This is a genomic window from Zunongwangia sp. (assembly GCF_048269745.1).
Classification (GTDB): Bacteria; Bacteroidota; Bacteroidia; order Flavobacteriales; family Flavobacteriaceae; genus Zunongwangia.
This window is the reverse complement of sequence record NZ_JBLXIB010000004.1, coordinates 65,184-92,151: the sequence shown is the minus strand read 5'-3', so window position 1 is coordinate 92,151 and position 26,968 is coordinate 65,184. Positions and strand designations below refer to the sequence as shown.

Annotated in this window: 28 protein-coding genes; 20 read left to right on the top strand and 8 right to left on the bottom strand. The window is 31.3% G+C overall.

Annotation, left to right across the window (positions count from 1 at the left end):
• Window positions 1-103: 103 nt before the first annotated feature.
• The gene (locus ACN0WI_RS06560; protein WP_417885858.1) at window positions 104-985 is read left to right on the top strand and encodes a retropepsin-like aspartic protease; all 882 of its coding nucleotides are present in this window, start codon (window positions 104-106) and stop codon (window positions 983-985) included.
• A gap of 1 nt (window position 986) precedes the next feature.
• Here the strand turns inward: ACN0WI_RS06560 and gldA are convergent, their stop codons facing one another.
• Window positions 987-1,892, bottom strand: a complete 906-nt coding sequence (gene gldA, locus ACN0WI_RS06555; protein WP_417885856.1) for a gliding motility-associated ABC transporter ATP-binding subunit GldA — start codon at window positions 1,890-1,892, stop codon at window positions 987-989.
• 410 nt (window positions 1,893-2,302) lie between these two features.
• On the opposite strand from gldA, the gene ACN0WI_RS06550 reads away from it, so the two are divergent.
• The 5 genes from ACN0WI_RS06550 to ACN0WI_RS06530 are packed head-to-tail and all read left to right on the top strand — an operon-like array spanning window position 2,303 to window position 6,553.
• Entirely contained in the window at window positions 2,303-3,127 is an 825-nt protein-coding gene (locus tag ACN0WI_RS06550; protein ID WP_417885855.1) for a prephenate dehydratase, read from the top strand.
• A complete protein-coding gene (locus ACN0WI_RS06545; protein ID WP_417885853.1) occupies window positions 3,127-4,272 on the top strand; it encodes a pyridoxal phosphate-dependent aminotransferase in 1,146 nt (381 codons plus the stop codon). The genes ACN0WI_RS06550 and ACN0WI_RS06545 overlap by 1 nt, the downstream gene beginning before the upstream one ends.
• Entirely contained in the window at window positions 4,269-5,117 is an 849-nt protein-coding gene (locus ACN0WI_RS06540) for a prephenate dehydrogenase (RefSeq protein ID WP_417885852.1), read from the top strand. Before ACN0WI_RS06545 ends, ACN0WI_RS06540 begins: the two co-directional genes overlap by 4 nt.
• 10 nt (window positions 5,118-5,127) lie before the next feature.
• Window positions 5,128-6,210, top strand: a complete 1,083-nt coding sequence (locus ACN0WI_RS06535; RefSeq protein WP_417885850.1) for a chorismate mutase — start codon at window positions 5,128-5,130, stop codon at window positions 6,208-6,210.
• 7 nt (window positions 6,211-6,217) lie between these two features.
• Entirely contained in the window at window positions 6,218-6,553 is a 336-nt protein-coding gene (locus ACN0WI_RS06530) for a hypothetical protein (RefSeq protein WP_417885848.1), read from the top strand.
• Between the two features lie 88 nt (window positions 6,554-6,641).
• Here the strand turns inward: ACN0WI_RS06530 and ACN0WI_RS06525 are convergent, their stop codons facing one another.
• On the bottom strand, window positions 6,642-7,283 hold the full coding sequence (locus ACN0WI_RS06525) for a hypothetical protein (protein ID WP_417885847.1): 642 nt from the start codon (window positions 7,281-7,283) through the stop codon (window positions 6,642-6,644).
• Window positions 7,284-7,354: 71 nt separating this feature from the next.
• Between ACN0WI_RS06525 and rsgA the strand changes: the two genes are divergently transcribed.
• The 10 genes from rsgA to ACN0WI_RS06475 all read left to right on the top strand — a co-directional run bounded on the left by rsgA (window position 7,355) and on the right by ACN0WI_RS06475 (window position 16,095).
• Window positions 7,355-8,302: a ribosome small subunit-dependent GTPase A gene (gene rsgA / locus ACN0WI_RS06520; RefSeq protein ID WP_417885846.1), complete on the top strand. Its 948-nt coding sequence runs from the start codon at window positions 7,355-7,357 to the stop codon at window positions 8,300-8,302.
• Complete coding sequence (gene dtd / locus ACN0WI_RS06515) at window positions 8,299-8,751, top strand: D-aminoacyl-tRNA deacylase (RefSeq protein ID WP_417885845.1); 453 nt, start codon at window positions 8,299-8,301, stop codon at window positions 8,749-8,751. Before rsgA ends, dtd begins: the two co-directional genes overlap by 4 nt.
• 52 nt (window positions 8,752-8,803) lie before the next feature.
• A complete protein-coding gene (locus ACN0WI_RS06510; RefSeq protein WP_417885843.1) occupies window positions 8,804-10,717 on the top strand; it encodes a DUF3857 domain-containing protein in 1,914 nt (637 codons plus the stop codon).
• Window positions 10,718-10,727: 10 nt separating this feature from the next.
• Window positions 10,728-12,782, top strand: a complete 2,055-nt coding sequence (locus tag ACN0WI_RS06505) for a DUF3857 domain-containing protein (protein WP_417885842.1) — start codon at window positions 10,728-10,730, stop codon at window positions 12,780-12,782.
• Complete coding sequence (locus tag ACN0WI_RS06500; protein WP_417885841.1) at window positions 12,751-13,077, top strand: nucleotide pyrophosphohydrolase; 327 nt, start codon at window positions 12,751-12,753, stop codon at window positions 13,075-13,077. Before ACN0WI_RS06505 ends, ACN0WI_RS06500 begins: the two co-directional genes overlap by 32 nt.
• The gene (locus tag ACN0WI_RS06495; RefSeq protein WP_417885840.1) at window positions 13,078-13,341 is read left to right on the top strand and encodes a hypothetical protein; all 264 of its coding nucleotides are present in this window, start codon (window positions 13,078-13,080) and stop codon (window positions 13,339-13,341) included. It abuts the gene before it with no gap.
• A 28-nt stretch (window positions 13,342-13,369) separates the two neighbouring features.
• Entirely contained in the window at window positions 13,370-14,602 is a 1,233-nt protein-coding gene (gene aroA, locus ACN0WI_RS06490) for a 3-phosphoshikimate 1-carboxyvinyltransferase (RefSeq protein ID WP_417885839.1), read from the top strand.
• Between the two features lie 53 nt (window positions 14,603-14,655).
• Window positions 14,656-14,799, top strand: coding sequence for a hypothetical protein (locus ACN0WI_RS06485; RefSeq protein WP_417885838.1), 144 nt, complete (start codon window positions 14,656-14,658; stop codon window positions 14,797-14,799).
• Window positions 14,800-14,959: 160 nt separating this feature from the next.
• Window positions 14,960-15,535, top strand: coding sequence for a DUF1287 domain-containing protein (locus tag ACN0WI_RS06480; protein ID WP_417885837.1), 576 nt, complete (start codon window positions 14,960-14,962; stop codon window positions 15,533-15,535).
• Window positions 15,536-15,546: 11 nt separating this feature from the next.
• Entirely contained in the window at window positions 15,547-16,095 is a 549-nt protein-coding gene (locus ACN0WI_RS06475; RefSeq protein ID WP_417885836.1) for a hypothetical protein, read from the top strand.
• An 84-nt stretch (window positions 16,096-16,179) separates the two neighbouring features.
• Here the strand turns inward: ACN0WI_RS06475 and ACN0WI_RS06470 are convergent, their stop codons facing one another.
• Window positions 16,180-17,982 (bottom strand): family 43 glycosylhydrolase, encoded by a 1,803-nt coding sequence (locus ACN0WI_RS06470; protein WP_417885835.1) that lies wholly within the window; start codon window positions 17,980-17,982, stop codon window positions 16,180-16,182.
• 217 nt (window positions 17,983-18,199) lie between these two features.
• Here ACN0WI_RS06470 and queA point away from each other — a divergent pair, with 217 nt between their 5' ends.
• From queA to ACN0WI_RS06455, 3 genes are all read left to right on the top strand, one after another.
• A complete protein-coding gene (queA, locus tag ACN0WI_RS06465) occupies window positions 18,200-19,249 on the top strand; it encodes a tRNA preQ1(34) S-adenosylmethionine ribosyltransferase-isomerase QueA (protein WP_417886057.1) in 1,050 nt (349 codons plus the stop codon).
• 95 nt (window positions 19,250-19,344) lie between these two features.
• On the top strand, window positions 19,345-20,391 hold the full coding sequence (gene rlmN, locus ACN0WI_RS06460; RefSeq protein WP_417885834.1) for a 23S rRNA (adenine(2503)-C(2))-methyltransferase RlmN: 1,047 nt from the start codon (window positions 19,345-19,347) through the stop codon (window positions 20,389-20,391).
• A gap of 43 nt (window positions 20,392-20,434) precedes the next feature.
• On the top strand, window positions 20,435-21,412 hold the full coding sequence (locus tag ACN0WI_RS06455; protein WP_417885833.1) for a polyprenyl synthetase family protein: 978 nt from the start codon (window positions 20,435-20,437) through the stop codon (window positions 21,410-21,412).
• A gap of 59 nt (window positions 21,413-21,471) precedes the next feature.
• On the opposite strand, the gene ACN0WI_RS06450 is transcribed toward ACN0WI_RS06455, so the two are convergent.
• From ACN0WI_RS06450 to ACN0WI_RS06430, 5 genes are all read right to left on the bottom strand, one after another.
• Window positions 21,472-21,690 carry a hypothetical protein gene (locus tag ACN0WI_RS06450; protein ID WP_417885832.1) on the bottom strand — a complete coding sequence of 73 codons (219 nt, stop codon included), beginning with the start codon at window positions 21,688-21,690 and terminating at the stop codon, window positions 21,472-21,474.
• A gap of 80 nt (window positions 21,691-21,770) precedes the next feature.
• Window positions 21,771-22,010 carry a hypothetical protein gene (locus tag ACN0WI_RS06445; RefSeq protein ID WP_417885831.1) on the bottom strand — a complete coding sequence of 80 codons (240 nt, stop codon included), beginning with the start codon at window positions 22,008-22,010 and terminating at the stop codon, window positions 21,771-21,773.
• Window positions 22,011-22,053: 43 nt separating this feature from the next.
• The gene (locus tag ACN0WI_RS06440) at window positions 22,054-22,437 is read right to left on the bottom strand and encodes a TIGR03915 family putative DNA repair protein (RefSeq protein WP_417885830.1); all 384 of its coding nucleotides are present in this window, start codon (window positions 22,435-22,437) and stop codon (window positions 22,054-22,056) included.
• Window positions 22,407-22,823 carry a hypothetical protein gene (locus ACN0WI_RS06435; protein ID WP_417885829.1) on the bottom strand — a complete coding sequence of 139 codons (417 nt, stop codon included), beginning with the start codon at window positions 22,821-22,823 and terminating at the stop codon, window positions 22,407-22,409. Before ACN0WI_RS06435 ends, ACN0WI_RS06440 begins: the two co-directional genes overlap by 31 nt.
• Window position 22,824: 1 nt before the next feature.
• Complete coding sequence (locus ACN0WI_RS06430; RefSeq protein ID WP_417885828.1) at window positions 22,825-24,084, bottom strand: putative DNA modification/repair radical SAM protein; 1,260 nt, start codon at window positions 24,082-24,084, stop codon at window positions 22,825-22,827.
• 136 nt (window positions 24,085-24,220) lie between these two features.
• Between ACN0WI_RS06430 and ACN0WI_RS06425 the strand changes: the two genes are divergently transcribed.
• Window positions 24,221-26,956, top strand: coding sequence for a histidine kinase (locus ACN0WI_RS06425; protein ID WP_417885827.1), 2,736 nt, complete (start codon window positions 24,221-24,223; stop codon window positions 26,954-26,956).
• Window positions 26,957-26,968 lie beyond the last annotated feature (12 nt).

The window sequence follows — 26,968 nt, the reverse complement described above, 5'->3', positions numbered from 1 at the left end:
AATTGCTGAAAATTGAAATGCCAAAAGCCTCATATTGCATAAAATATGAGGCTTTTTTTGTAACAAATCTTCTTTTAATTCGTGGAATAATAAAGAGTAAGTTATGAAGAAAGGATTTTTACTAGTTACATTTTTATTGTTTTCAATTGTTTTTTACGCACAGCATTATACCAAAGAAAAGATTGAAATTCCGTTTAAACTGAGTCCGAATGGGCATATTATGATAAAAGCAAGCGTAAATGGTATTCCCGGTAATTTTGTTTTCGATACTGGTTCTGGTATGAATTTGCTCACCAAAGATTTTGCCGATAAAATCGATAATCTCGAAAAAACAACACATTTTTATACTGGTCATCGCGCCACCGGTGAAGCGATAACTTCAGATTTGTATCATTCTAACATATTAAAAATTGGAGATTTTAGTGTGGAAAATGAGCAATTTGCGGTTTATGATGTCGATTTTCCGTTAGATGGATTAATTTCTTTAACCCCACTTCAGCAAAAAGCTTTTACAATTGATTTTGCTGAAAGGAAATTGATTATCGAATCTGAAGAATCACTTCAGCAAAGGCGAAAAAATATAGAGTTTGAAATGCCATTGGAAATCAATAATGATCGAAATATAAAAGTAAGCATCGGGACTATGGTGAAACTGGATTCTTTAGAATTGCATGTTGGTTTAGATAGCGGTGCCGGTTTTGATGTTTATCGGTTTAATTCCAGATATATGAAAGCGCTTGGGATTGATTCTACACAGGTAGAATCTAAATATATCCCAAGTTCTTTTAAGCCCGAACAAGGAAACCAGTATTATTTTGCTGAAGTATCCAGACTTAGCGATTTAAAAAAGAATGTTGAAAATACCGATTTTGGAGCAACATTTATCGACGGACTAATCTACGAAGGGATTATGGGAATTAACTGGATAGGTGAAATAATTACTTTTGATATGCCAGAGAAGAAAATTCTCGTATCAAAAAATTAGTTTAAGCGTTTTGTTGCTTTGTTAATTCGGTAAACAAGCTCTCCAGGTTTTTAGTTTTTTGATTCAGTTGAAGTGTTTTTAGACCGTTATCATGTGCAAAATCAAAAACCGCAGATCGCATATCTTCTTTAGTATCAAAAGTAAGTTCGTAACGGAATCCGCCTGTATTTTTAGCTTTTACGATATGCGGAATTCGTTTTAAAGCAACTTCTTCAATTCGGTAATCAAATTCAACTAAAACAATTTGTTCTTGGTCTTGTCGTAAATCGGTTAATTTTTTATCAGCAATAATACTTCCTTCATTAATAATAATAAGACGTTCACAAATGGCTTCTACTTCTTGCATAATATGTGTAGAAAGAAAAATAGTCTTATTAGCTGCAATATTTTTAATTAGGTTTCTAATTTCGATTAATTGATTAGGATCTAGTCCTGTAGTAGGTTCATCTAAAATTAACACTTCAGGATCATGTAATAATGCTGCAGCCAACCCAACACGTTGCCGATAGCCTTTAGAAAGTTGCTCGATTTTTTTGTTGGCTTCAGGAGTAAGATTCGTTAATTGAATCACTTCTTCTATACGATTTTTATTGATTCCGTAGATTTTAGCATTAAATACTAAATATTCCCGTACATACATTTCCGTATATAAAGGATTGTGTTCTGGTAGGTAGCCAATACTTTTTTGTACATCGTGTAACTGATTTTCGATTGAAAAACCATTTACAGATGCTTTTCCTTCCGAAGGTTGTAAAAAACCGGTTAGAATTTTCATTAATGTAGATTTTCCAGCACCATTGGGTCCTAAAAAACCAACAATTTCTCCTTTTTCAATAGAAAATGAAACTGATTGTAAGGCTTTTTGAGCTCCATAATATTTTGAAATATTTTCTACTGAAATGGACATGTTAACACTTTTTATTCAAAAGTACATATAAAATTGAGCTATTGAAAAGAGATTTTTAATATAATCCTTTAAAAATGAGGATCAATTTTATTGATTTTCCTTTAAAAATGATTCTAATTATAGTTTTTTTACTGAAATATTTGTTCTAATTAAAAACATCTGAAGCAATATTCGTAAAAAAACTCTTGTTTTTAAAAAAAGACAACAAATGATTTTTCAAATAAAAATATAGTTATAATTTAGTAACCATAATTAGCGAATAAATGAACCACTTATTTACTTGGAACGCATTCTTTTATTTTTTCTTCTATTTTTTTAAAGAGTAGGATCGAGAATGCTATGTAATTAAGTTTAAACATTATATAAAAGTCTCGATCTAAAAATCGAGACTTTTTTTTTATAAATTTTTAATGGAAAAAAGAATAGGAATACAAGGAATACGCGGATCTTTTCATCATTTAGTTGCTCAGCAATATTATGGAGAAGATGTAGTAATAAAAGAATGCATGTCTTTTCAAAGTTTAACTCAAAGTTTAGTGAACGGTGAAATTGAAGAAGCGGTAATGGCTATAGAAAATTCGATTGCTGGTGCCATCCTGCCGAATTATGCATTAATCGATGAAAATAATCTAAGTGTTGTTGGAGAGCATTATATACCAATTTCGATGAATTTAATGGCACTTGAAGGGCAACAAATTGATAAGATTAAAAAAGTGTATTCGCATCCTATGGCACTGTTACAGTGTAAAACTTTCTTTAAAAAATATCCACATATTAAATTAATTGAAGATACCGATACTGCAGAGGTCGCTCGCCGAATTTCAGAAAAACAATCTAAAGGAATAGCTGCAGTGGCTAGTACAGCAGCGGCATCTATTTTTGGGTTAGAAATTTTAGCTTCAGATATTCATACAAAAAAGAGTAATTCTACTCGTTTTTTAATAATAGGTAAAACTAAAAAGGAGCCAAACGGAGAAAAAATAGATAAAGCTTCGTTAAAATTCGAATTAGAAAGTAAAACTGGTAGTTTGGTTTCTGTACTCAACATCATGCGCGATTTTGATTTGAATATGACCAAAATCCAAAGTATGCCGATTATTGAAACACCTTGGAAATATTCATTTTTTATTGATATTACTTTCAGCGATTATAATCAGTTTTTAAAAGCTATGGAAGTATTAAGCATCATGACCGAACAATTAAGAATTTTTGGAACCTATAAAAATAACGTATAATGATACCAGCCAATAGGTTAGCTCACGTAAAAGAATACTATTTCGCTTCAAAATTACGAGAAGTACGTAATTTGCAAGCAGCAGGAAAACCTATAATCAATTTAGGAATTGGTAGCCCAGATTTGGCTCCACCTACACAGGTTATTACTGCTTTAAATGGAGGTTTAACTCATAAAGGAGCGCATCAATATCAGCCTTATAAAGGTACGCTTGAATTTAGAAATGCAATTGCCGATTTTTATCAGAAATATTATCAGGTATCATTAAATCCCGAAACCGAAACAGTGCCATTAATGGGAAGTAAAGAGGGAATTTTACATATTTCTATGGCATTTTTAAACAAGGGAGACGAAGTTTTAATCCCAAATCCTGGGTATCCCACTTATACTTCAGTATCGAAATTAGTAGAAGCCAACCCCGTTTATTATGATTTAAATGAAGAAGGAAATTGGCTACCGAATTTTGAAGCATTAGCGCAAAAAGATTTAAGTAAGGTTAAATTAATGTGGGTCAATTATCCGCATATGCCTACAGGAGCTTCGGCTACCGATGAGGTTTTTAAGCAACTGGTTGCTTTTGGAAAAAAACATCAGATTTTAATTGTTAATGATAATCCGTATAGTTTTATTCTAAACAATAATCCTAAAAGCATTTTAAAAGCTGAAGGAGCTAAAGAAGTGGTATTAGAACTAAACAGTTTAAGTAAAAGTTTCAATATGGCCGGTTGGCGTGTTGGGATGTTAAGCGGAAGTGAGAAAAATATCAATACTGTTTTAAAGGTAAAAACCAATATGGATAGCGGTATGTTTTATCCAGTGCAAGCAGGAGCAACCGCAGCATTGAAATTAGATAAAAGCTGGTTCGATTCTATAAATGCTATTTACCAAAGCCGCAGAACAAAAATTTTAGAACTAGCAGAAGCATTGCATTGCAAGCCAGGAAAAGAACAAGCCGGAATGTTTATTTGGTGTAAAGTGCCAGAAGGAAAATCTTCCGAAGAATTTGTTGATAATTTACTGTATGAATACAGCATTTTTACTGCACCAGGTTTCATTTTTGGAGATAAAGGCGAAGGCTATATTCGTTTTTCATTATGTACTGCGGAAGAAAATATAGAAGAAGCCATTAAACGAGTAAAAAAATGAAAGTAAGTGTAATTGGAGTTGGGCTTATTGGTGGATCGTTCGCATTAGCGATTAAAGAATCGTTTCCTGAAAGTACGATTATCGGTATCGATAAAAATGACGATCACTTAAAAGAAGCTGTATCAATTGGTTTTATTGATAAAGCCGGTACCATGGAAGATCTGAACGATAGCGATGTTGCTATTGTTGCAGTTCCCGTCGATATCAGTATTAATGTTTTAACAGCAGCTTTAGACCATGCCGGAGACGATACTTTGGTAATCGATGCTGGTTCTACGAAATTTAAATTATGTGAAGCGGTAAAAAATCATTCAAAACGAAGAAATTATTTATCGGCACATCCAATTGCGGGTACTGAGTTTTCAGGACCTTCTGCAGCAATACCCGATTTGTATAAAGGCAAAACTAATATTGTTTGCGAAGTAGAAAAAACCGCCTTTAAACTACAGGAACGTGCAATGAATATATTTCAGAAATTAGAAATGCGTATTCGGTATATGGATCCGGAGTCTCACGATCGGCATATTGCGTATGTATCACATTTATCGCATATTAGCTCGTTTATGTTGGGGAAAACGGTTCTTGAGAAGGAGAAAAATGAGCGTGATATTTTCGATTTGGCAGGTAGTGGTTTTGCTTCAACCGTACGATTAGCAAAAAGTTCACCGGCAATGTGGTCACCTATTTTTCAACAAAATAAAGAAAACGTACTAGAAACTTTAAATGAATATATTCAGAATTTAAGTTCATTTAGAGATTTAATCGCTAATGATGAATTTGGCGAAGTGTATAACGAAATGGAACGTACAAATCATATAAAATCAATATTAAAAGGAATTAGCTAAAAATTTACTCATGGAAAATAAAAAAGAATTAAGAAATTGGTTGGATGCATTCGGATTAGACCATCCGTTAGTGATTGCCGGGCCATGTAGCGCAGAAACTGAAGAGCAAGTTTTAAAAATTGCACACGAGTTAAAAGATACCGATGCAACAGTACTTAGAGCCGGAATTTGGAAACCAAGAACACGTCCGGGAAACTTTGAAGGTGTAGGTGCTTTAGGTTTAAAATGGTTGCAAAAAGCCAAAGAGGAAACCGGTATGTTGACAACTACTGAAGTAGCCAATCCCCATCATGTAGAGTTAGCCTTGAAACATGATATCGATATTCTTTGGATAGGTGCAAGAACTACTGTATCTCCATTTATAATTCAAGAAATTGCAGATGCTTTAAAAGGAACAGATAAACCAGTTTTAATTAAAAACCCAGTTAATCCAGATTTAGCATTATGGTTAGGTGCTGTAGAGCGTATGTACACCGCAGATATTAAAAATTTAGGAGTTATCCATAGAGGATTTTCTAGCTACGAAAAAACAAAATACCGTAACAACCCAGAGTGGCAAATTGCAATTGAATTACAAAATAAATTTCCAGATCTTCCTTTAATTTTAGATCCTTCTCACATCGCAGGACGTCGTGATATTATTTTTGATCTTTGCCAAACTGCATTAGATCTTAATTTTGACGGATTAATGGTAGAAACACATCATAATCCAGACAAAGCTTGGAGTGATGCTAAACAGCAAATTACTCCTTCAACTTTAATTCAGGTAATGAAAGATCTTAAAATAAGAAAAGAAGTATCTGAAAATGAAGAATACCAAAATAAATTAACCAATTTACGTGCTAAAATCGACGTTGCTGATAATCAATTAATTGAATTATTAGCCAAGAGAATGAAAATTTCTGAAGATATAGGCCATGTAAAAAAAACTAAAAATGTTGCTATTTTACAAACAAAACGTTGGAACGAAATTTTGGGTAAAATGGTATTAGAAGGTGAGCAACATGGTTTAAGTGAAGAATTTGTGTTGAAGCTTTTTAAAGCAGTTCACCAAGAATCTATTAATCACCAACAAGCTATTTTAGATAGCTAATTTTCTAATGAAAAAATTTGCATATTCTTTAGCCATAAGAGCAGATAAAGTTGAAGACTGGTTAAGTTTTGTTGATGAGGTGAACAATAATCGAAATAAAGAATTTTCTGAAATGCATGCTCGAATTGGTGTGCTAAAAGAAAGTTGGTATTTACAGCAAAAAGAAGAAAATTTTGAAGTTGTAGTGTATACCGAAGCTGAAGATGAAAATTTTATGATGAATTTTAAAAATGATGATTCAGAGTTTTCTAATTGGTTTCGAGAAAGTGTAGCTGCTTGTCAGCCAATAAATTTAGATTCTGAAACAACGATGCCAAGATTGGTTTTAGATTGGAACGAATAATTACTAATTCTTAATTTTCCAAAAATAAATAAGGCTGCTCACGTTTTACCAGAGCAGCCTTTTTATTTTGGTTGGTTTTTCGACTTTCTTATTTAGTATATGCCAATCGTCTTGAAGCTTTTCGCATTAGCTTGTTAATTAACTGGTCGTTAGAGCTTCCTAAGCTTCCAATAACACGCTTGTTGTAATTCCAAAGTAACATACCGTCTTTAGCGTTATGTATACTCATATTTATAGTTGCTGAATTGGTGGTTCCCCAAAAACCAACTAAAAAGCCTAAAGCAATAGAAGCACCTTCTGACATTGGTTTATCTGTTTCAAATTTACCGGTTATTACAGCATCTACCTTTAATAATTTAGCAAGTTCTTCAGGAGTTGTAATTTCCATGTCAATTTCATTTTTCTTTAGAATAGCATTAGTTTTGTTTGGATCCTGAACATTTATTAAAAGTTTTCCGCGCTTTTTTCTTTTTAAAAACCATGAGTACATTGCCGTTTGAATGGATTGTCCTTCACCAATTTCCATCTCTTTTAATTGTTCAGGAGTAATTTCTTTCATTTGTTTAGGACGAAGACTTACCTTTGCTGAAAATGGAATGATTGCAATAGTTTTGTGGTCTTTAGCAATAGTTTCAAAATCTGGATGTTCAAATAAATGAGTTTGAGCTTTAACTGTTACGCCTACTAACAATATAGTTGCTAGTAATAGTTTAAAAGTAATTTTGTTCATTTGTAAAAAATTAATGTATTTGAGAGGTATAAAGGTATCTTAAAAATTTGTTAAAAAGCAAATTTTATTTAATGAAAGGAACAGTTTATAAGTCGACGGGAAGTTGGTATCAGGTAAAATCTGATAATGGTAAATTTTATGATTGTCGTATAAAAGGCAAATTTCGATTAAAAGGAATAAAAAGTACTAATCCGGTTGCCGTAGGTGATGTAGTTGAATTTGATCTGGAAGAAGTAGCAGAAGGTACACAAGGTGTTATTAAAAAGATTGAAGAGCGAGATAATTATATTATTCGGAAATCGGTAAACCTTTCAAAACAAACCCATATTATAGCGTCTAATGTAGATCAGGTATTTTTAGTTATCACCCTTAATAATCCACCTACTTTTACCACTTTTATAGATCGGTTTTTAGTAACGGCAGAAGCTTACGATGTAAAAGCTGTATTACTATTTAATAAAATAGATACCTATAACGAAGATGAAATTTTGGAGATTAAATATCTGGCAAAATTATATCGAGATATTGGTTACGAATGTATAGGCATTTCGGCTAAAACAGGTAAAAACGTAGATAAGGTTAAAGAAATGATGTTCGGAAAAACATCGATGTTTTCCGGACATAGTGGGACAGGAAAGTCTACTTTAATCAATAATTTGGAACCTGCTTTAAATTTAAAAACATTAGAAATTTCAGAACAGCATAAGCAAGGTCAGCATACCACTACATTTGCTGAAATGTTCGATTTAAGCTTTGATGCAAGAATTATAGATACCCCAGGAATAAAAGGATTTGGTGTAGTTGATATTGAGAAAGAAGAATTAGGAGACTATTTTCCGGAGTTTTTTGCACTGAAACAAGGGTGTAAGTTTTACAATTGTCTTCATTTAAACGAACCCAATTGTGCCGTTAAAAATGCTTTGGAAGAAGGAGAAATTGCTTGGTCTCGTTACAAAAGTTATTTACAAATAATTGAAGGCGAAGACGATCCATACAGAACCGATATTTATAAAAAATGAGAGTAGTAGTTCAGCGCGTAACTAAAGCATCGGTAAGTATAGCTAATAAAATTAATGCTGAAATTGCTGATGGCTTACTTATTTTAGTGGGAATTGAACCAGAAGATACTTCTGAAGATATTGCTTGGTTATGTCGCAAAATTGTAAACATGCGAATTTTTAATGATGAAGATGAGGTAATGAATAATTCACTTCTCGATATAAATGGAAATGCAATAATTGTAAGCCAGTTTACCTTACACGCTAGTACTAAAAAGGGAAACAGACCCAGTTATATAAAAGCAGCAAAACCTACCATTGCAATTCCGTTGTATGAAGAATTTATTAACACCTTCGAGAAAGAGTTAGGGAAGCCTGTAGGAACTGGTAAATTTGGCGCTGATATGAAAGTAGAATTGGTTAACGATGGTCCGGTAACTATCTTAATAGATTCTAAAAATAAAAGTTAAAAACTCTTAAAATTTCGTATATTGCAAAAACAAACTCTTCTAGATTTTTGCAATGAAACTGATAGTTACGAGCTTCTTGCTCATGCTCTGTGGTATTATAACTTATGCACAGGAATCCTCTTATCAAAGTATGTTTTTGGATACTACCTTAACCAATCATGCTAATGCCGTAGTACGTGAGCAAAGTATAAAAATTGAAATAGAATCTATAGATGAGATGCACATAAAAACGCATCGGGTAGTTACTGTTTTAAATAAATATGGCGATAAATTTGTAGGTGCGTACGATTTTTATGATGATGAAAGTAGGACTATAAAAGATCAGGAAGCCTTTGTTTACAATAAGTTAGGAGAGGAAATTAAAAAGATTAAAGGACGTCATTTTAAAGATAGAAGTTATGTGCAAGAAGGAAATTTATATACTGACGATCGTGTAAGTTATCTAGATTATACCCCAAACGAATATCCATATACTGTAGTTTATGAAAGCGAAATAGAAAGTAATAACACGGCTTTTATACAACCTTGGCAACCAATTTCAGGATATTATTTAAGTGTAGCATCAAGTACATATTCTATTATAAACCCCTCTCATATACCAATACGTTATAAAGAGGTTAATTTAGAAGATAAAGAAATTCAGAAAAAAGTATCAAAATTTGACGTTTTTTATAAAGCTGAAAACATTCCTGCTTTTACTTATGAGAAATATAGCCCGGGACTTTATGAAATAGTCCCAAAAGTTAAAGTAGCTTTAGAAGATTTTAGTTTGGTTGGCGTAAGTGGGCATGCAAAAACATGGCAGGAATTTGGGAAATGGCAATATAAAAATTTATTGAAGGGTAGAGATCAACTACCCGCTAAGACCATTCAAGAAGTTAATGAATTAGTAAAAAATGCAGCTACCGATTACGATAAAGCAAGGCTAATATATAAATATATGCAAAATCGTACACGCTATATTAGTGTACAATTAGGGATTGGTGGTTGGCAGCCTATAGAAGCAGAAGAAGTCGACCGAATGCAATATGGCGATTGTAAGGGGCTAACTAATTATATGAAAGCTCTTTTGGCTTCACAAGGAATAAAATCAAATTACGCTGTGGTAAATGCCGGAGAAGAACAAAAAAGTATGGATCCAGATTTTGTATCAATGCAAGGGAATCATGTTATTTTAAATGTTCCAGATATAGCCGATGCTGATGTTTGGTTAGAATGTACCAGCCAAACGCTTCCTTTTAATTATTTAGGAGATTTTACCGATAATCGATACGTTTTTTTAGTAAAAGAAGATGGCGGGGAAGTTGTAAAGACTCCGGAATATTCATCAGAAGAAAATACGGAGAATATTGCTTGCAACATAGTCTTGAAACAGGATGCTTTTGAAGCAAAAATAGTAAAGGAGAATAAAGGTATTTTTTATGAAAACAATTTTAGAATTCAAGTAGCTACCGAAGAAGATCAAGATAGGCATTATAAAAAACTATTCAGAAATCTACGTGGAATTCATATAGAAAAAATGAATTTTGAAGATGATAAAAAAAATGCCAAATTTTCTGAAGATTTAGAAATAACAGGAAAATCTTTTTTTACAAAAGCGGGAACCCGTTTACTATTGCCGCTTAATTTTATGAAAGCAGATGTGAGTAATGTTCCTCATAAAAAAGATCGTCTTTATCCTATTGTAGTGCGTCGGGGATTTTCAAACAAAGCCATATTTACATTTACAATACCAGAAGATTATAAAATTGAAGCGCTACCCAAACCCATACATGTTGAAAACGAATTTGGAAATTTCGATTTAGACGTTAAGGCATCAAAAGAAAATACGAATCAAATAGTAGTTACCAGAAATGTTCAATTGGTTCAGGGAAAATGGGAAACTTCTAAATACGAGACTTTTCGAAAATTCTTCAATAATATTAATATTTTGAGTAATCAAAAGGCTGTTCTTATTAAAAAATAATTTTATTACTATGCGTAATTCCTCCTTTTTAGCAGTAATTTTTTTATTACTTGCCACAGTAACAAATGCACAAGATTATAAATTTGGTAATGTATCTAAGAAAGAGATAGAACAAACGGCTCATGCTGAAGATCCAGAAGCAGAAGCCGCATTTTTGTATCGTTACAGGTACACTACTTTCGATATAAGTAAGCAAGGTTTACAATTGATAACCCATTATCACAATCGTATTAAAATCTATAAAAAATCCGGTTTTGAATGGGCTAGCAAAACAATTCCATTATATTTTGAAAATAGTAATAAAGAAACCATTAGCGGACTTAAAGCTTATACTTATAATTTAAGTGATGGAAAAATCAGTAAAGAAAAATTAGATAAAGATCAAGTTTTTGAAGAAGATGTTAGTCGTTTCCGCAAATCTGTAAAATTTACAATGCCAGCTATTAAAGAAGGAAGTGTTATAGAATATAAATATAAAATTATTTCTCCATTCTTTGCTAGTTTAGCACCTGTAGAACTTCAATATACAATTCCGTTAGATAAGATTGAAGTAACCTTAAAATTACCAGAATTCTTGGGGTATATTCCACATTATAACCAGCGAGCTAAAGTAGTAATACCGATGGATCAGTCTTCCGAAAATTTCAGATATTCTTATATAGATACTGAGCGATCTGGTTTTTACGTTTCTAAAACTAAAAGTGTACAGCGAAAAGTAGAATATTTACAAAATGTTTACAAAATAGATAAAGAGAATATTCCTGCACTTAAGGACGAAGATTATGTAGATTATTTAAAAAATTATGCAGCAAAAATTAGCTGGGAGTTACAATACACCAAATTTCCTAACTCACCAATAAATAACATAAGCACTACTTGGGAAAATGTAGCCAAAACACTTTATGATGAAGGTGGTTTGTTAAAAGAATTAAAAAGGAGTAATTTTTTTGAAGATGATTTAGAAAGTATCTTAGCCAATACACAAAATAAAACTGAACAACTTCAGGCAATTTTAGCCTTTGTAAAACAAAAAATAGGCTGGAATAATTATCTAGGTTATTTACCGGATAATGGGACTAAAAAAGGCTATAAAGAGGGTGTTGGTAATGTTGCTGATATTAATCTGTTATTAACAGCAATGTTAACCTATAAAGGATTTGAGGCTTATCCTGTATTGGTAAGTACAGTAAATCATGGAATTCCATTATACCCAACACAAAGTGGGTTTAACTATTTGATTGCAGCTGTAAAGTTAGAAAATTCGTATGTTTTATTAGATGCGACAGATCAATATGCAGGATTGGGAGAGTTGCCCAAAAGAGCTAGGAATTGGCAAGGAAGACTTATTAAAGATGATGGAACTTCTTCGTGGGTTTCTCTTTATCCCAATAAAGTTTCTAAAAAAATGCAAAACGTTAATATTTTGTTCGATCTAGAAAATAAAGAAATAAGAGGAAGAGTTCGGGCTATTTATTCCGGATTTGAGGCTAAATCTTTCAGGAATAACTATAAAGGATTAGATAGAGACGAATATATAAAACTACTGCAAGAAAAAAACGATCAAATTTTAGTGGATAACTATTCATTAAAGAATGAAAAAAATATAGGTAGCGATATTAAAGAATCTTACGAATATACTTTGCAAAATGCTTATCAGAAAGTTGGTGAACAAATTTATATAAACCCATTGCAGTTTTTAGCTCGAAAAGAGAATCCTTTTAAAGCAGATGAGCGTACATATCCTGTGTATATGAAATTTCCTGTCTTTTTTAATAAAACGGCAAGTATGAAACTTCCTGAGGGGTATGAAATTACTTCGTTACCTGAGAGTATTCATGTTGTGTTAAATAAAAATGATGCTGATTTTAAATTTATAGTAAATGGCGGAAATGGATATGTCCGTATTGTGTCAACTTTTACTTTGAAAAAAAATATTTTTTTACCGGAGGAATATAAAAGCTTAAAAAACTTTTATGATGAAATTGTGAGTAAACAATCAGAAGTGCTAGTTTTGTCTAAAATAAATACAGAAGATGAATCTAGAGCAAGCGCAGAAAGCCGTTGATAATTGGATTAAAGAACATGGAGTTCGTTATTTTAATGAACTTACCAATATGGCACAACTTACCGAGGAAGTAGGAGAAGTTGCCCGTATTATTGCCCGTCGTTACGGAGAACAGAGCGAAAAAGAAAGCGATAAAAATAAAGATTTAGGAGAAGAGTTGGCAGATGTGGTTTTTGTAGTATTGTGTTTAGCCAATCAGACAGGGGTTAATCTTCAAGAAGCATTTGATAAGAAATTGGATATAAAAACCAAAAGAGATCACGATAGGCACCATAATAACGAAAAATTACAATAAATGAAGTTTAAAGAAATGCTTTCTAGCAAACAATATTGGAAATCGGTAGCCATTTTAGGCTTGCTGTTTCTTGTAGTTTATAATGTTGTAATGATGTTTGTAGATTATGGTACACTAGCTTTTCAAGAATATTTTGCAAATAGAACTGCTGACGGAAAATTAGTTAAATTTATTATTACTCAAGTAGCCGGAATGATTGTATATGGTATGTTTGTAACCTACGGTCAGTTTCGACGTAGAGATAAAGAACAATTAAAAAAATAATGGTTTTCTAAAATCCCCGTGTTTCCCTATGAATTTTGGTTTACAACATGCTAATTCGCCAATTATTGGTGATCTTCAAATTACTGGTTCTAAAAGTGAATCTAATAGGCTTTTAATTATAGAATCGCTTTTTAATAATCTAGAAATATCAAACCTTTCAAATAGTGATGATACTCAGGTTATGAAAAAAGCTTTAACTTCTGAAGAAACAGAAGTAGATATTCACCATGCGGGTACGGCAATGCGCTTTTTAACAGCTTATTTTGCCGTAAACGAGGGGCGAGAAACTATTCTTACTGGGAGCCAGCGTATGCAAGAACGGCCTATAAAACTATTAGTAGATGCATTAAGAAGTATGGGCGCAGTTATTGAATATGAAAAAAATGAAGGTTATCCGCCAATACGTATTCAAGGAAAAAAATTAACGGCTAATTCAGTTTCGCTGCAAGCTAATATTAGTAGCCAATATATTTCAGCATTGATGCTTATTGGAGCTTCACTCCCAAATGGATTAACCATAAATTTAGAAGGAGAAGTTACTAGTACGCCATATATTTTAATGACACTAGAAATGTTACAGCGATCCGGAATTCAGGGTTCATTTGAAGGAAATACAATTACTATTGAAGCTTGTTCTGCAGTAGAATCTAAAAAAATTCCAGTAGAGTCCGATTGGAGTTCTGCTTCTTATTTTTACAGTATAGCAGCATTAAATGAGAATTCCAGTATTCAATTATCGAATTACAGAAAAGAAAGCCTACAAGGTGATTCTTGCTTGGCCACTATTTATAAACAATTAGGCGTTGAAACTATTTATAAAGAAAACAGTATTATTTTAACCAAAACAAATACTGATTTGCCCGATATATTAATGGAAGATTTACGAAATGCGCCCGATATCGCTCAAACTATCGCCGTTACTTGTTTAGGTTTAGGTATTGGATGTAACCTTTCAGGACTACATACCTTAAAAATTAAAGAGACCGATAGGTTGGTAGCTTTACAAACCGAAATTGAAAAATTAGGAGGTGATATTGAAGTTACAGAAGATCAGTTATTTTTAAAACCTTCAAAAAACATACATCAAAATATAGAAATAGAAACTTATAACGACCACCGTATGGCTATGGCATTTGCCCCGTTAGCTTTAAAGGTACCAATTATCATTAAAGATGCTATGGTGGTTTCTAAAAGTTATCCTGATTTCTATTCAGATTTAGAGAAACTTAATTTTGAAGTGAGTAAAGGAAGCGATATATAATTTTATATAAAGCTTAATTTTTATTCAATACATATTAAATTTTCGAAATAAAAATGCTTGAGATTACCGATCCGGAAGTTTTAGCGTTAAGTGGAGAAAAATATCATCCGATTATAGACTATTCAGGAAATCTAAAAGATCAAGTAGAAGGTACTTTTTTTGAATTAACTGAACAGGAGATTATAAATATGAAGTAGCTGATTATAAATGGGTGGAATTTAGATTTCAATCCAATAAAAAAGGATTTATCTACGTTAAAAAATAAAGCGAATTTCTTCGATTTATGATTAAAGAATTTTTTCATACATATCTCTAATTTCTGATCAAGAAATTGTTTTTTATATAATTATGGAATTTATGAAAAAAGTATTTTTAATCTTATTTTTGATTTCAAACGTTGTAGGTGTTTCGCAATCTCAAGATCTACAAAAAAGTTTATCAGATTGTGCTTTAGAATTAACCCAACAACAGGTAAGTTACGATCCGAGTTATTTTTCTATAGATTATCCGAACGGCGATGTTCCTGCTAATAAAGGAGTCTGTACCGATGTTGTTATTCGAGCTTATAGAAAGAAAGGTATCGACTTGCAACAATTGGTGCATGAAGATATGAAGAATAATTTTGATAAATACCCGAATAATTGGGGCTTAACAAGCACCGATAAAAACATAGACCATAGAAGAGTACCTAATTTAATGACTTTTTTTACAAGAGCAGGAGCTGAAAAAAGTATTACCCAAAATTCAGCTGACTATAATCCCGGTGATGTTGTAGCATGGAATTTGGGTAATGGTTTAACTCATATTGGAATTGTAGTAGATAAAAAATCTAAAGACGAAAAAAGAAACTTAATTGTTCATAATATTGGTAATGGACAGGTTTTAGAAGACTGTCTTTTTAATTATAAAATAATCGGTCATTATCGATATTAACAACATATTTAATGGTAGAAATAAGAGTATTATTTTTTTTATTAGCTTCTTTTTTTGGAATTGAAAATGGACAAATCTTATCTGAGAAAGCAACAGTTACAATAAATCCGGATTCAAAAGAAATTGAAATTGTACAAGAAGATTTATTTTCAATTTATCAGTCTGATGAAAATTCTGAAGTAGTTTTATCAGAATGGAATAAGTTACAATTTTCAGAAAAAACGAATACTGGTTTACGAAAAGAAATGAATGCTTTTACTATTGAAAGTTTCAATTTAGAAACCAAAAAAGGAAACATTCAGCCACATTTAAAGCTTAAATATTCTAATCAAGACGATTTAAAGATATTAGGAATTTGGTATAATTCACCTAAAAATCAATTTTCTATAAATAATATTTCTAAAGATAATATCAGTAGTAAAACCGGTAAATTGGTCGGTAATTATTGGATTTTTAATGCTGATAAATCCTTTAGTTTTACACTTCAACCTTTTTTACAATTGCCTGAAGCTTATCAGGAATTTAAACAGCCGATAGAGCAATTATTGGAGCAGCATTAATTCCGATAATAATCATAAAATAATAAGGGCATGTTTTTTTGTAAACATACCCTTATTTTGATAATATCGATTATTTATAATTAGTTATTCGGTTTCTAAAATTTCGCTCTTTTCTGAAATTCCATTTTCATTAAAAGCTTCAACCTGATAATAATACGTAGTATCGATATTTAAAGCTCGCAATTCATAGTTATTTTCTTCATAAATAAGGACGGCGTTATTTAATTTATCGGGTGTAATACCCCAATACAATACATAGCCATCTGCTTTTTTATCGGATTTCCATGATAAATTTGCATTTCGTTTATCTTTTTGTCGTTGTACTGTGAAATTACGAGGTTTTCTAGGAGTACGGCCGTGGCCTTTTCCGAATACACGAATATCTGAAATTGCTAAATATTTATGTGGAATATATACATTCTCATATCGAATATATCGTGCTTCAGCAGGAGTTTTTAATTCGATATAAGCGTGTGGTTGGTCGTATTCATTTTTAGAATAATCTGCTATAGTTTTCCAAGTTTTTCCATTAACAGAAGCTTTAATTTTAAATTGATATTTTAAAGTATCTGGTCTTCCAAAAATTTCAGAATTAAAATCTTGGAAGTTTATCTGAACGGCATTAACCGTCATTTTCTTTTTTAAATCAATTTCAGCAAATAAAGAATCGCTGCTATTTTCAGCAACCCAATACGTTCTAATATTTTCGTCGGTTAATTTAGAAGCACTATAATCTGGTTTTTCTTGTTGTTGCATAAAACCAGTGTCTGTTTCATCTATAAAATTTCGCTTTACATTTTTTATTACTGAATTGGTTTTAGCTGGTTTTTTATAGGATAATAACATCCAGCCTGTAAATCTGTTTTTGTTATTGGCTACTTTAGTATCTGATAAGTAATGAGGATAATCTCCATAAGCTGTATTTACATACATTTGTCCGTCTTCTTCGTATCCAGCTGGGAACATTCCTATTCGTCTCTCAAATTTATAGTTTACCGAAATCGGCATACTAGCGAAATGCCAGTAATTATTATGATTATCTTTTACAGTACTACCATGCCCAGCGCCGGTTAAAAAACCACCTGGTTTGTAAGATATCGGGTTATAAGCAGCATATTCAAATGGACCAAAAGGACTTTTGCTGGTATACACTCCATCTCCATATACGTTCCATTGCGTACCTGGTGCGCTATATTCCAAATAGTAAGTGCCATTATGCTTAGTCATCCAAGGACCTTCTAAATATGGCTTTATATCGGAGTTATGATTTTGCCCAAAGCGTTCCCAACCATGTTTTTCAGGATGTAATAGGAATAAATCTTTTTCTTCTCCTTTTGGGGTATACATGTTATTAGCATCTAATTCAATCCCTTTAATTGGGTTTATGTTAGAAGATTCTTCGTATAAGTACACTTTGCCATCGGTATCTACAAATAGATCCGGATCGTGTACTTCAAAAGGAATTACACTGTAAGTTGTTTGCCAAATTCCCTCTTCTGGATTTTTACTTTTTATAACCGCACCATGACCAGAAGGATCTCCAAGGACAATAACTTCATCTCCTTGTACTGAAGCGGCAGGAGCATTACTTCCATTAAAATACCAGTTTTTAGGAGTGATAAATTTCCAGTTGCTCATATCATCAGAAACCCAATAACCATGAGATCTGGTTACGAACATGTAGTATTTTCCTTTAAAATTTATAACAGCAGGATCTGCTCCGGATCGATAAGAGACTCCTAGATATGCATAATGAGACATGTAAGTATAATCGATATCTACCGGATTGCAGTAGGTTTTGTAAACATGATCCTTAGGGACTGTTTGCGAAAAGCTAGTATAAATGCTACAAAATATGAATACTAGACTGATTATTGATTTTATCATAATTTAGTAAGTTGTTTTGGGGCAATAAATTTATAAAATATACCTAGAAATTAGTTTTAGTTTTTTTGAGAAAAAAAGAATATGAGAAGTAATTGAACGTTTTTAAAAGGAAGATATTTTATATTAAAATTATTAATAAGGAAATATTTGGGTAATTACTTGACAACGCCTGTTTTGAGGTTGTATATTTGCAATCTTTAAAAATACATATATGGGAATGAAACTTTCAAACTTCAATTTTGAACTTCCTAAGGAATTACTTGCTGAGTATCCTTCGGAAAATCGAGATGAAGCGCGCCTAATGGTTCTTAACCGGAAAGAACAAACTATAGAGCATAAAAAATTTAAAGATTTAATTGATTATTTTGAACCAGAAGATGTTATGGTTCTTAATAATACAAAAGTTTTTCCAGCCCGTTTATATGGAAACAAAGAAAAAACCGGTGCTAGAATAGAAGTATTTTTATTAAGAGAGCTAAACTCTGAAACAAAGTTATGGGATGTTTTAGTAGATCCTGCTCGAAAAATAAGAATTGGTAATAAATTATATTTTGGAGATGATGAAAGTCTAGTTGCTGAAGTTATAGATAACACTACCTCTAGAGGTAGAACACTTCGTTTTTTATATGATGGTTCGTACACTGATTTCAGAAAGAAATTACAAGATTTAGGACAAACACCATTACCTAAATATATAAAACGAGAAGTTGAGCCAGAAGATCAAGATCGTTACCAAACTATATATGCAAAACAAGAAGGTGCCGTAGCAGCTCCAACAGCTGGATTACACTTTTCTAAGCATTTGTTAAAGCGATTAGAGATTAAAGGTATTAACTTTGCAGAAGTAACACTTCACGTTGGTTTAGGAACATTTAGCCCTGTTGAGGTTGAAGACCTAAGCAAACACAAAATGGATAGCGAACAAGCTTTTATAGAAGATCCTGCAGTAAATGTAATCAACAAAGCAAAAGCTGAAAAGCGTAAGGTTTGTGCAATTGGTACAACTGTAATGCGTGTAATGGAGAGTTCTGTTTCTTCTAACCTAACTTTAAATGAGTTTGGTGGATGGACAAACAAATTTATATTTCCTCCTTACGATTTTAGTATTGCTAACTGTATGGTAACTAATTTTCATACGCCAAAATCTACATTATTAATGATGGTTTCTGCTTTTGCAGGACATGATTTTATAATGCGCGCTTACGAAGAAGCAGTAAAAGAAAAATACCGTTTCTATTCGTATGGAGATGCGATGCTAATTCTATAAGTATTTAGCGATAATATAACAAGAAAAGCCACAATTACTAATTGTGGCTTTTTCTTATTTTAAAAAGTTCATTTTAAAGTTTGTAACTTTGCACTGTGGAGAAAAAGAAAAAAGATATTCGAGCTTTATCAAAAAAGCAATTACAAGAGTTTTTTGTAGAACAAGGAGATAAATCGTTTAGAGGTTCTCAAGTTTACGAATGGTTATGGCATAAAGGTGCTCATAGTTTTGAGGGAATGACAAACATTTCTAAAACTACTAGAACTATGCTTACCGATAACTTTGTAATTAATCATATTCGGGTAGATCGTATGCAACGAAGTAACGATGGTACAATAAAAAATGCCGTTAAACTTCATGATAATCTTACTGTAGAATCGGTGCTTATTCCTACACCAACTCGAACTACAGCTTGTGTTTCTTCACAAGTAGGTTGTAGTCTAGATTGCCAATTTTGTGCAACTGCTAGACTTAAACGGATGCGTAATTTAAATCCGGATGAGATCTACGATCAGGTGATGGCTATCGATAACGAAAGCAGATTATATTTTGATAGGCCTTTGAGCAATATTGTTTTTATGGGTATGGGAGAGCCACTTATGAATTATAATAATGTAATGAAAGCGGTTGAAAAAATTACTTCGGAAGATGGATTAGGAATGTCGCCTAAACGAATTACAATTTCTACATCAGGTGTTCCTAAAATGATAAAGAAATTGGCAGATGATGAAACTAAAATAAAATTAGCAGTTTCATTACATGCAGCTACAGATGCTGTTCGAACTAAAATAATGCCTTTTAATGAAACCTTCCCGTTACAAGATTTACGAGAAGCTTTAGAGTATTGGTACTCTAAAACTAAAAGTAGAATAACCTACGAATATATTGTTTGGAAAGGAATAAATGATACTAGAGAAGATGCATTGGCATTAGTGAAATTTTGCAACTATGTACCATGTAAAGTTAATTTAATTGAGTACAACCCAATAGACGATGGTGAGTTTCAACAAGCAGCTTCTAAAGCTACCGATATGTATCAAAAAACTTTAGAGAGAAATGGGATAACCGTAACAGTAAGGCGATCTAGAGGGAAAGATATTGATGCAGCTTGTGGGCAATTAGCCAATAAATCTGCCTCTTAAACCTCACTTTTTTTCTAAGAAATAAACTATCTTTGAAAACTTCATGAAGCCAATAGCGCAAATAAAACTTCCGGTAGAGAAAGAAATGGAACTTTTTGAGAAAAAGTTCTTTCAATCTATGACTTCTAAGGTTGCATTACTCAACCGAATAACGCATTATATTGTTAACAGAAAAGGGAAGCAAATGCGCCCTATGTTTGTTTTTTTAGTTGCCAAAATGGTAGCAGAAGGAAAAGTAAACGAACGAACGTATAGAGGGGCTTCTGTTATAGAGCTTATTCATACAGCTACCCTAGTACACGATGATGTTGTAGATGATAGTAACCGAAGACGTGGTTTTTTTAGTATTAATGCACTTTGGAAAAATAAAATAGCTGTTTTAGTCGGTGATTATCTATTATCGAAAGGTTTGTTACTTTCTATTGATAATAACGATTTTGATTTGCTAAAAATAATATCTGTAGCTGTTCGTGAAATGAGCGAAGGCGAATTGTTGCAAATTGAAAAAGCCAGACGTTTAGATATTACGGAAGAGGTATATTATGAAATTATTCGCCAAAAAACGGCCACTTTAATTGCTGCATGTTGTAGTTTGGGAGCTGCTTCAGTTAAACCAGAATCTACAGATGTAGAAATTATGCGTAAATTTGGAGAATTAATAGGGATGGCTTTTCAGATAAAGGATGATTTATTTGATTATGGTGATGAAAAAATAGGAAAACCTACAGGGATAGATATTAAAGAGCAAAAAATGACATTGCCTTTAATTTATGCATTAAATGTTTCTTCTAAAAAAGAAAAAGCTTGGGTAATTAACTCAGTTAAGAATCACAACAAGGATAAAAAGCGAGTTAAAGAAGTAATTGATTTTGTAAAAGAAAAAGGCGGTTTAGATTATGCTACTTCTAAAATGATAGCTTTTCAAGAGGAAGCCTTAAAATTATTAGCAGAATATCCGGATTCTCCATATAAAGATTCGCTTGAATTAATGGTAACTTATGTGATAGATAGAAAAAAATAAAGGCTGCTAATTCGCAACCTTTTAATAGTTCTTTATTTTTGATGATTTAAATTCTATTCCTAATTTACACCATCTGTGTCTTTAATTTCTTTATTTACGTCTTCTTTAACTTTATCGGCACCTTTTTCAATTTTCTCTCCTGCTTTTTTTACATTATCTTCAATATCATCTCCAATAGCATCAACCGCATCCTTTGTTTTTTGTTCAGTGGTCTCTCTACAGGCAGTAAAGTTGAATAATACCCCAGCAAATAGAATAGTTAAAAAATATTTTTTCATAATAAAAACTATTAATTAGTAATACAAACTAAAAAAAGCCACTTTTAAAAGTGGCTTAGTAAATTTTAAAAAATTACAGATTACATGTTATCATCTGTATTTTTAACTTCATCTTCTACTTCTTCACCAGCTTCTTCGATTTTATCTCCGGCTTTATCAACTGCTTCTTCAGTTTCATCAGCAGCATTTTCTACACCGTCTTCAACGTCTTCGCCCATTTGTTCCATGTTATCTTCTGCATTTTCTTTAGTAGTTTCTCTACAAGAATATACTGAAATTGACATTACGGCTACAGCGAATAATAAGATAAATTTTTTCATGTTAATTGTTTAATTAGTTCAGTAAGCAAATTTAAACTAATTTTTATTGAATTGTAACTGTCTTTTCCGTTAAAAATTTCCAATAACGTTTAGGTACATGTTGTAAGTGTAATTTTGTGTTTTTTCTAGAACTTATTGTGGTTGATTCGAAATACGATTTCCATAAAATTTGATAATTTTTTTCGTTATTTTTTATTATATTTTTAGTTATGCTCGCTTTATTTTTAAAATATATCGTTATGTAGCTTATTTTTTTTAAATTGTAATAGCTGCCAATATTTCTTTTTAAATCATAAATTATCCACTTTTGATCGGCTAATCGAGTCTTAAAATGTTTTAAAATTAGTGGTAAAATGTTAAAATCCGGATTGATTTTTGCAAAAAAAATATCATCTTTTAACAGCTCAAATCGAACAAAAGCCTCCATTCTATGTTTTTCTCTTCGTACTTTTTTTCTATTTGAGCAATTTTTAAAATAGATGGATTGGAATAGTCGGTGGATATATCTTTCTTTTCCTCGAATAAGTATTTACAAAACCTATACAGTAATTGTTCTACACCTGTTATTTCACTAAGCCAAACTCTATATAAATAGAAAATGGTTTTTTTAGTGCCATATTTTTTTATACCATTTAGTACACGTTTAGATTTAACCTGATCTGTATATATCAATTTTTTTTCAGCGAATAATACATTCTGATCAGTTCCTTGAGGAATGATGATGAAATCTGATATTCGTTCTTCGTAAATATCGAATATGGTTGTTAAAAAACCGTTGAATGTTCCATCATAAATTAAAATAACTCTCTTCATATTAGAATAAGCTTAATTGAGTAGAGTAGTCTTTCCGAAATTTACTTGTTGAATTTTGTATAATTTTTAATTTTATCTGTTCAGCAGTTAAGTCTTTACTTTCATAAATTTTCGAATTGCAAACAATAAAGTATTTAGCTCTATTTAATGAGACTCCTATAGCTTTTAAATGATCCCAATTTAGATTACGGTATTTTCTAGCCTGAATAATTTTGTTTACAGAAGTAAGCCCTAACCCAGGAATACGAGCTAGCACTTGTTTATCAGCTTTATTGATGTTTATCGGGAATATATGTAAGTTGCGAAGTGCCCAGCCTAATTTAGGGTCTACTTCTAAGTCTAGATTAGGTGTTTGAGAGTTTAGAATTTCTCGAATATCAAAACCATAAAATCGCAATAACCAATCGGTCTGGTATAATCGATTTTCCCTCAATAATGGAACTTTAGCAGTTATGGCAGGAAGTCGTGAATCTACGGTTGTTGGAATATAACCAGAATAGTATACTCGTTTCATTTTATATGTTTTATAATAATGAGCTGCAGAATACATAATATCACGATCCGATTCTCCGGCTGCACCAACTATCATTTGTGTAGACTGTCCTGCTGGGGCATATTTTTGAGTGCTTTTAAAATGCTTTTTTTCATTTTTAAATTGAATGATTTGATTTCTAACCTTAGCCATAGGTTTTATAAAATCTTCATGTTTTTTTTCCGGAGCTAATAGTTTTAAGCCAGATTTAGTAGGAATTTCTATATTCACACTTAACCTATCTGCATATAAACCTGCTTCTTCCATTAGCTCATCACTCGCACCCGGAATTGCTTTTAAATGTATATATCCATTAAAATTTTCTTCTAATCTTAATTTTTTAGCAACTCGTACTAAGCGTTCCATTGTAAAGTCAGGATTTTTAAAAATTCCCGAACTTAAAAATAAGCCCTCTATGTAATTTCTTCGATAAAAATTGATAGTTAAATCGACGATTTCTTCAATTTTAAATGCTGCCCTTTTTATATCATTAGTAGATCTTGAAACACAATAAATACAATCGAAAATACAATGATTGGTTAAAAGAATTTTTAGTAAAGAAATACAACGTCCATCTTCAGTATAACTATGGCAAATTCCCATATTCTTTGAATTACCAAGTCCATTATTTTTATTTTTTCGATTACTACCACTTGAAGAGCAAGAAACATCATACTTTGCTGCATCTGCAAGTATTTCTAATTTTTCTTTAATTTTTTCAAAATTCATTTTTTATAATAAAGCTATAATTTCAAAAATAGGAATAAATCCAATAAATAGGAAATAATACATATTTACATGTCTTAATTTTTGTGTAAAATTATCGTACTTTTGTCAAAAGTTTTTATTTTTTACTTGCTCATTTATGAAAAATGATTGTATTGTTTTAGTTTTTAATGTATTGTTAATTAGTTTTTTAAGTGTTTTTAGTGCAACTGCACAAACTTTAAAATTACCTATACAGAATTATTCTTCAGTTAATTATTCTGCAGCTAGTCAAAATTGGGATATAGCTTTAAACGAAGAAGGCGTTTTATTTTCTGCCAATAATAAGGGACTATTAGTTTTTGACGGTTTACATTGGCAATTATATACTCTAAATAGCGAGTCTATAATACGATCTTTATATTGCTATAAAGATAGAGTTTATACTGGTTCCTATAAGGAATTTGGATATTGGAAAAGAACTAAATTTGGAGATTTTAAATATCATTCTTTAGCGGATTTATTTTCTGAAATTGATTTAGCTGATGAGGAATTTTGGGGAATTACCTCCTTTAATGATACTATTTATTTTCGTTCTTTCGCTGGGCTTTATAAATACGATGGTGAGCATATTACTAAAGTTACAAATGGCGTTATAACTGGTTTCACAGTCTTTAATGGTGAATTTTATTTTGCAAAAGTAGGTAAGGGATTGTTTAAAATTAAAGATGAAAAACCTGTTTTATTATTTCCTAATGCAGATTTTAATAATACTGCTATAAAATCGATTATCCCTTTTCAGCAGTCATTATTAATTGCTACAGAAAATGAAGTTTTTCAATTACAAGATGATAAGTTAGCTGTTTTTGCATCAAAATATTCAGAATTTTTTCAGCAATCTGAATTGAACAAACTTTTAAATGTTTCTAATGAGAAACTTGTTTTTGGTACTGTAAAAAATGGAATTTTAATTTATGATGTAAAAAATAATACAGAAAGTTACCTTTCTAGAAACAGTGGTTTGCAAAATAATACTGTACTCTCTATGGCTTATGGGTTTGGTAATTTGTGGTTAGGTCTTGATAATGGTATTGATAGGCTTGATGTAAATTCTCCTATTTCCTTTTACAAAGAACCTAGTGGTATATTAGGAGCTGTATATGATGTAAATAAGTTAGATGGAACTTTTTTACTGGCTAGTAATACAGGAGTTTATCAATTAAATGAGGAAGATTTACAACTAATTAATGGCTTAAAAGGCCATTCCTGGAATTTAGAAAAATTTGATACTACAATTTATAGTAATAGTAATGATGGTACTTATGAGATTTCTAAAGGAAAAGTAAATCCTATAGATACTTCTACAGGTAGTTTTACTGTTGTTGAGAGTCAGGATAATGCCAAATTTATTGGAACATATACTGGAGTGGGTGTTTTAAAGAATAATACTTTTAAAAGAATTCCGGGAGTATCGTTTCCTGTAAAGCAAATTGTAATTGAAGATTCTAATACGCTTTGGTTAGCACATGCCTATGAAGGTATTTATAAAGCAGAGCTAAATTTAAAAAAAGGCATATTTGGTAAAGTTACCAAATTACCAAGTCTAGATACATTACAACATTACAACCCTAAGATTTATAAAATTAATAATCAAATTTCAATTTATTCAAGAGGCAAATGGTATAAGTATAACCCATTTAAAGATGAATTAGAAGACTTTAAAGAATTATCTAGTTTTGATAACCATAGACTGTTATATCAAAAAGACACAATCTTTTGGTTTGTTAATACTAAAACCAATAACTTAATCTATACTAATCTAAAAAAAGATCTTTTTAAGGTTTCTTCTAAATTTTTAAAAAACAGATTAGTAAAAGGTAACGAGCAAGTTTTTAGAGAAACAGATTCTACATTTTTAATTACTTTGAAAGATGGTTTTGCTCGAATTAATATGAATAGTTACAGAGAAGACCAAAAAAAATTAGTTACTACAAAACCATTTATTTCCAAGTTTGAATCATCTAAAAATAAATATCCTATAAATCAATATTTTTCTATTCCTTTTAAAGAAGCTGATAAAGTAACGATAGGTGTAGGTTTACCTATTTCAGATTCAAAGAAATTAAGTTATGAACTTATTAGAAGTACAGATACTTTGAAGGGAATGGTTACCTCTGGAGATATTCAATTTCAAAATTTAAGTTATGGTGATTATGAGTTGCTTATAGAATCTTTTACTAATCATAAAAAAAATGAAGTTGAAAAATTTCAATTTACAGTTTTGCCACCCTGGTATTTATCAAATTGGATGAAATTATGTTATTTTATAATCTTCCTAGCTGGAATTGTTTTAATCTATTTTTATAATCGATATCGCCTACATCAACATCAAAAACAAATAGAAGATAAGTTTGAAAAAGAACATAAAGAACGTGTAAGTCGCCTTGAAAAAGAACGTTTATTAGATGAAATAAAACTAAAACGTAAAGAGCTGGCTAATTCTACCATGGTTGCAGCGAAGAAAAATGAAATATTAATGGAGATTCAGGGAGAGTTAAATAAAGAGAAAGGGAAATTTAACGAATATCGATTAAAAAATATCACAAGAAAGATTAATGCCGCAGTTAAAAATAAAGATGAGTGGCAAGTATTTGAAACTAATTTTAATGAGCTTCACGAAGATTTCTTCAAAAATATATTAGCTACTTATCCAAAACTTACCAACAAAGATTTAAAACTTTGTGCGTACTTAAAGATGAATCTTTCTTCTAAAGAAATTGCTCCACTTATGGGAATTTCTATCCGAGGAGTAGAAGTTCATCGTTACAGATTACGTAAGAAAATTGATTTAGATAAAAATGTGAATTTGACAAATTATCTAATCAAAAATTTCTAAAATTTATCATAA

Coding starts and splice junctions, on each gene's coding strand:
- ACN0WI_RS06435 (WP_417885829.1), bottom strand. CDS start 22,823: ATGAAGAGAGTTATTTTAATTTATGATGGAACATTCAACGGTTTTTTA.
- ACN0WI_RS06425 (WP_417885827.1), top strand. CDS start 24,221: ATGAAAAATGATTGTATTGTTTTAGTTTTTAATGTATTGTTAATTAGT.
- ACN0WI_RS06470 (WP_417885835.1), bottom strand. CDS start 17,982: ATGATAAAATCAATAATCAGTCTAGTATTCATATTTTGTAGCATTTAT.
- ACN0WI_RS06540 (WP_417885852.1), top strand. CDS start 4,269: ATGAAAGTAAGTGTAATTGGAGTTGGGCTTATTGGTGGATCGTTCGCA.
- ACN0WI_RS06545 (WP_417885853.1), top strand. CDS start 3,127: ATGATACCAGCCAATAGGTTAGCTCACGTAAAAGAATACTATTTCGCT.
- ACN0WI_RS06475 (WP_417885836.1), top strand. CDS start 15,547: ATGGTAGAAATAAGAGTATTATTTTTTTTATTAGCTTCTTTTTTTGGA.
- ACN0WI_RS06530 (WP_417885848.1), top strand. CDS start 6,218: ATGAAAAAATTTGCATATTCTTTAGCCATAAGAGCAGATAAAGTTGAA.
- ACN0WI_RS06485 (WP_417885838.1), top strand. CDS start 14,656: ATGCTTGAGATTACCGATCCGGAAGTTTTAGCGTTAAGTGGAGAAAAA.
- ACN0WI_RS06550 (WP_417885855.1), top strand. CDS start 2,303: ATGGAAAAAAGAATAGGAATACAAGGAATACGCGGATCTTTTCATCAT.
- ACN0WI_RS06505 (WP_417885842.1), top strand. CDS start 10,728: ATGCGTAATTCCTCCTTTTTAGCAGTAATTTTTTTATTACTTGCCACA.
- ACN0WI_RS06455 (WP_417885833.1), top strand. CDS start 20,435: ATGAAGCCAATAGCGCAAATAAAACTTCCGGTAGAGAAAGAAATGGAA.
- ACN0WI_RS06480 (WP_417885837.1), top strand. CDS start 14,960: ATGAAAAAAGTATTTTTAATCTTATTTTTGATTTCAAACGTTGTAGGT.
- ACN0WI_RS06450 (WP_417885832.1), bottom strand. CDS start 21,690: ATGAAAAAATATTTTTTAACTATTCTATTTGCTGGGGTATTATTCAAC.
- ACN0WI_RS06440 (WP_417885830.1), bottom strand. CDS start 22,437: ATGGAGGCTTTTGTTCGATTTGAGCTGTTAAAAGATGATATTTTTTTT.
- ACN0WI_RS06500 (WP_417885841.1), top strand. CDS start 12,751: ATGAATCTAGAGCAAGCGCAGAAAGCCGTTGATAATTGGATTAAAGAA.
- ACN0WI_RS06525 (WP_417885847.1), bottom strand. CDS start 7,283: ATGAACAAAATTACTTTTAAACTATTACTAGCAACTATATTGTTAGTA.
- ACN0WI_RS06495 (WP_417885840.1), top strand. CDS start 13,078: ATGAAGTTTAAAGAAATGCTTTCTAGCAAACAATATTGGAAATCGGTA.
- ACN0WI_RS06445 (WP_417885831.1), bottom strand. CDS start 22,010: ATGAAAAAATTTATCTTATTATTCGCTGTAGCCGTAATGTCAATTTCA.
- rsgA (WP_417885846.1), top strand. CDS start 7,355: ATGAAAGGAACAGTTTATAAGTCGACGGGAAGTTGGTATCAGGTAAAA.
- ACN0WI_RS06430 (WP_417885828.1), bottom strand. CDS start 24,084: ATGAATTTTGAAAAAATTAAAGAAAAATTAGAAATACTTGCAGATGCA.
- ACN0WI_RS06510 (WP_417885843.1), top strand. CDS start 8,804: ATGAAACTGATAGTTACGAGCTTCTTGCTCATGCTCTGTGGTATTATA.
- gldA (WP_417885856.1), bottom strand. CDS start 1,892: ATGTCCATTTCAGTAGAAAATATTTCAAAATATTATGGAGCTCAAAAA.
- ACN0WI_RS06535 (WP_417885850.1), top strand. CDS start 5,128: ATGGAAAATAAAAAAGAATTAAGAAATTGGTTGGATGCATTCGGATTA.
- ACN0WI_RS06560 (WP_417885858.1), top strand. CDS start 104: ATGAAGAAAGGATTTTTACTAGTTACATTTTTATTGTTTTCAATTGTT.
- queA (WP_417886057.1), top strand. CDS start 18,200: ATGAAACTTTCAAACTTCAATTTTGAACTTCCTAAGGAATTACTTGCT.
- aroA (WP_417885839.1), top strand. CDS start 13,370: ATGAATTTTGGTTTACAACATGCTAATTCGCCAATTATTGGTGATCTT.
- dtd (WP_417885845.1), top strand. CDS start 8,299: ATGAGAGTAGTAGTTCAGCGCGTAACTAAAGCATCGGTAAGTATAGCT.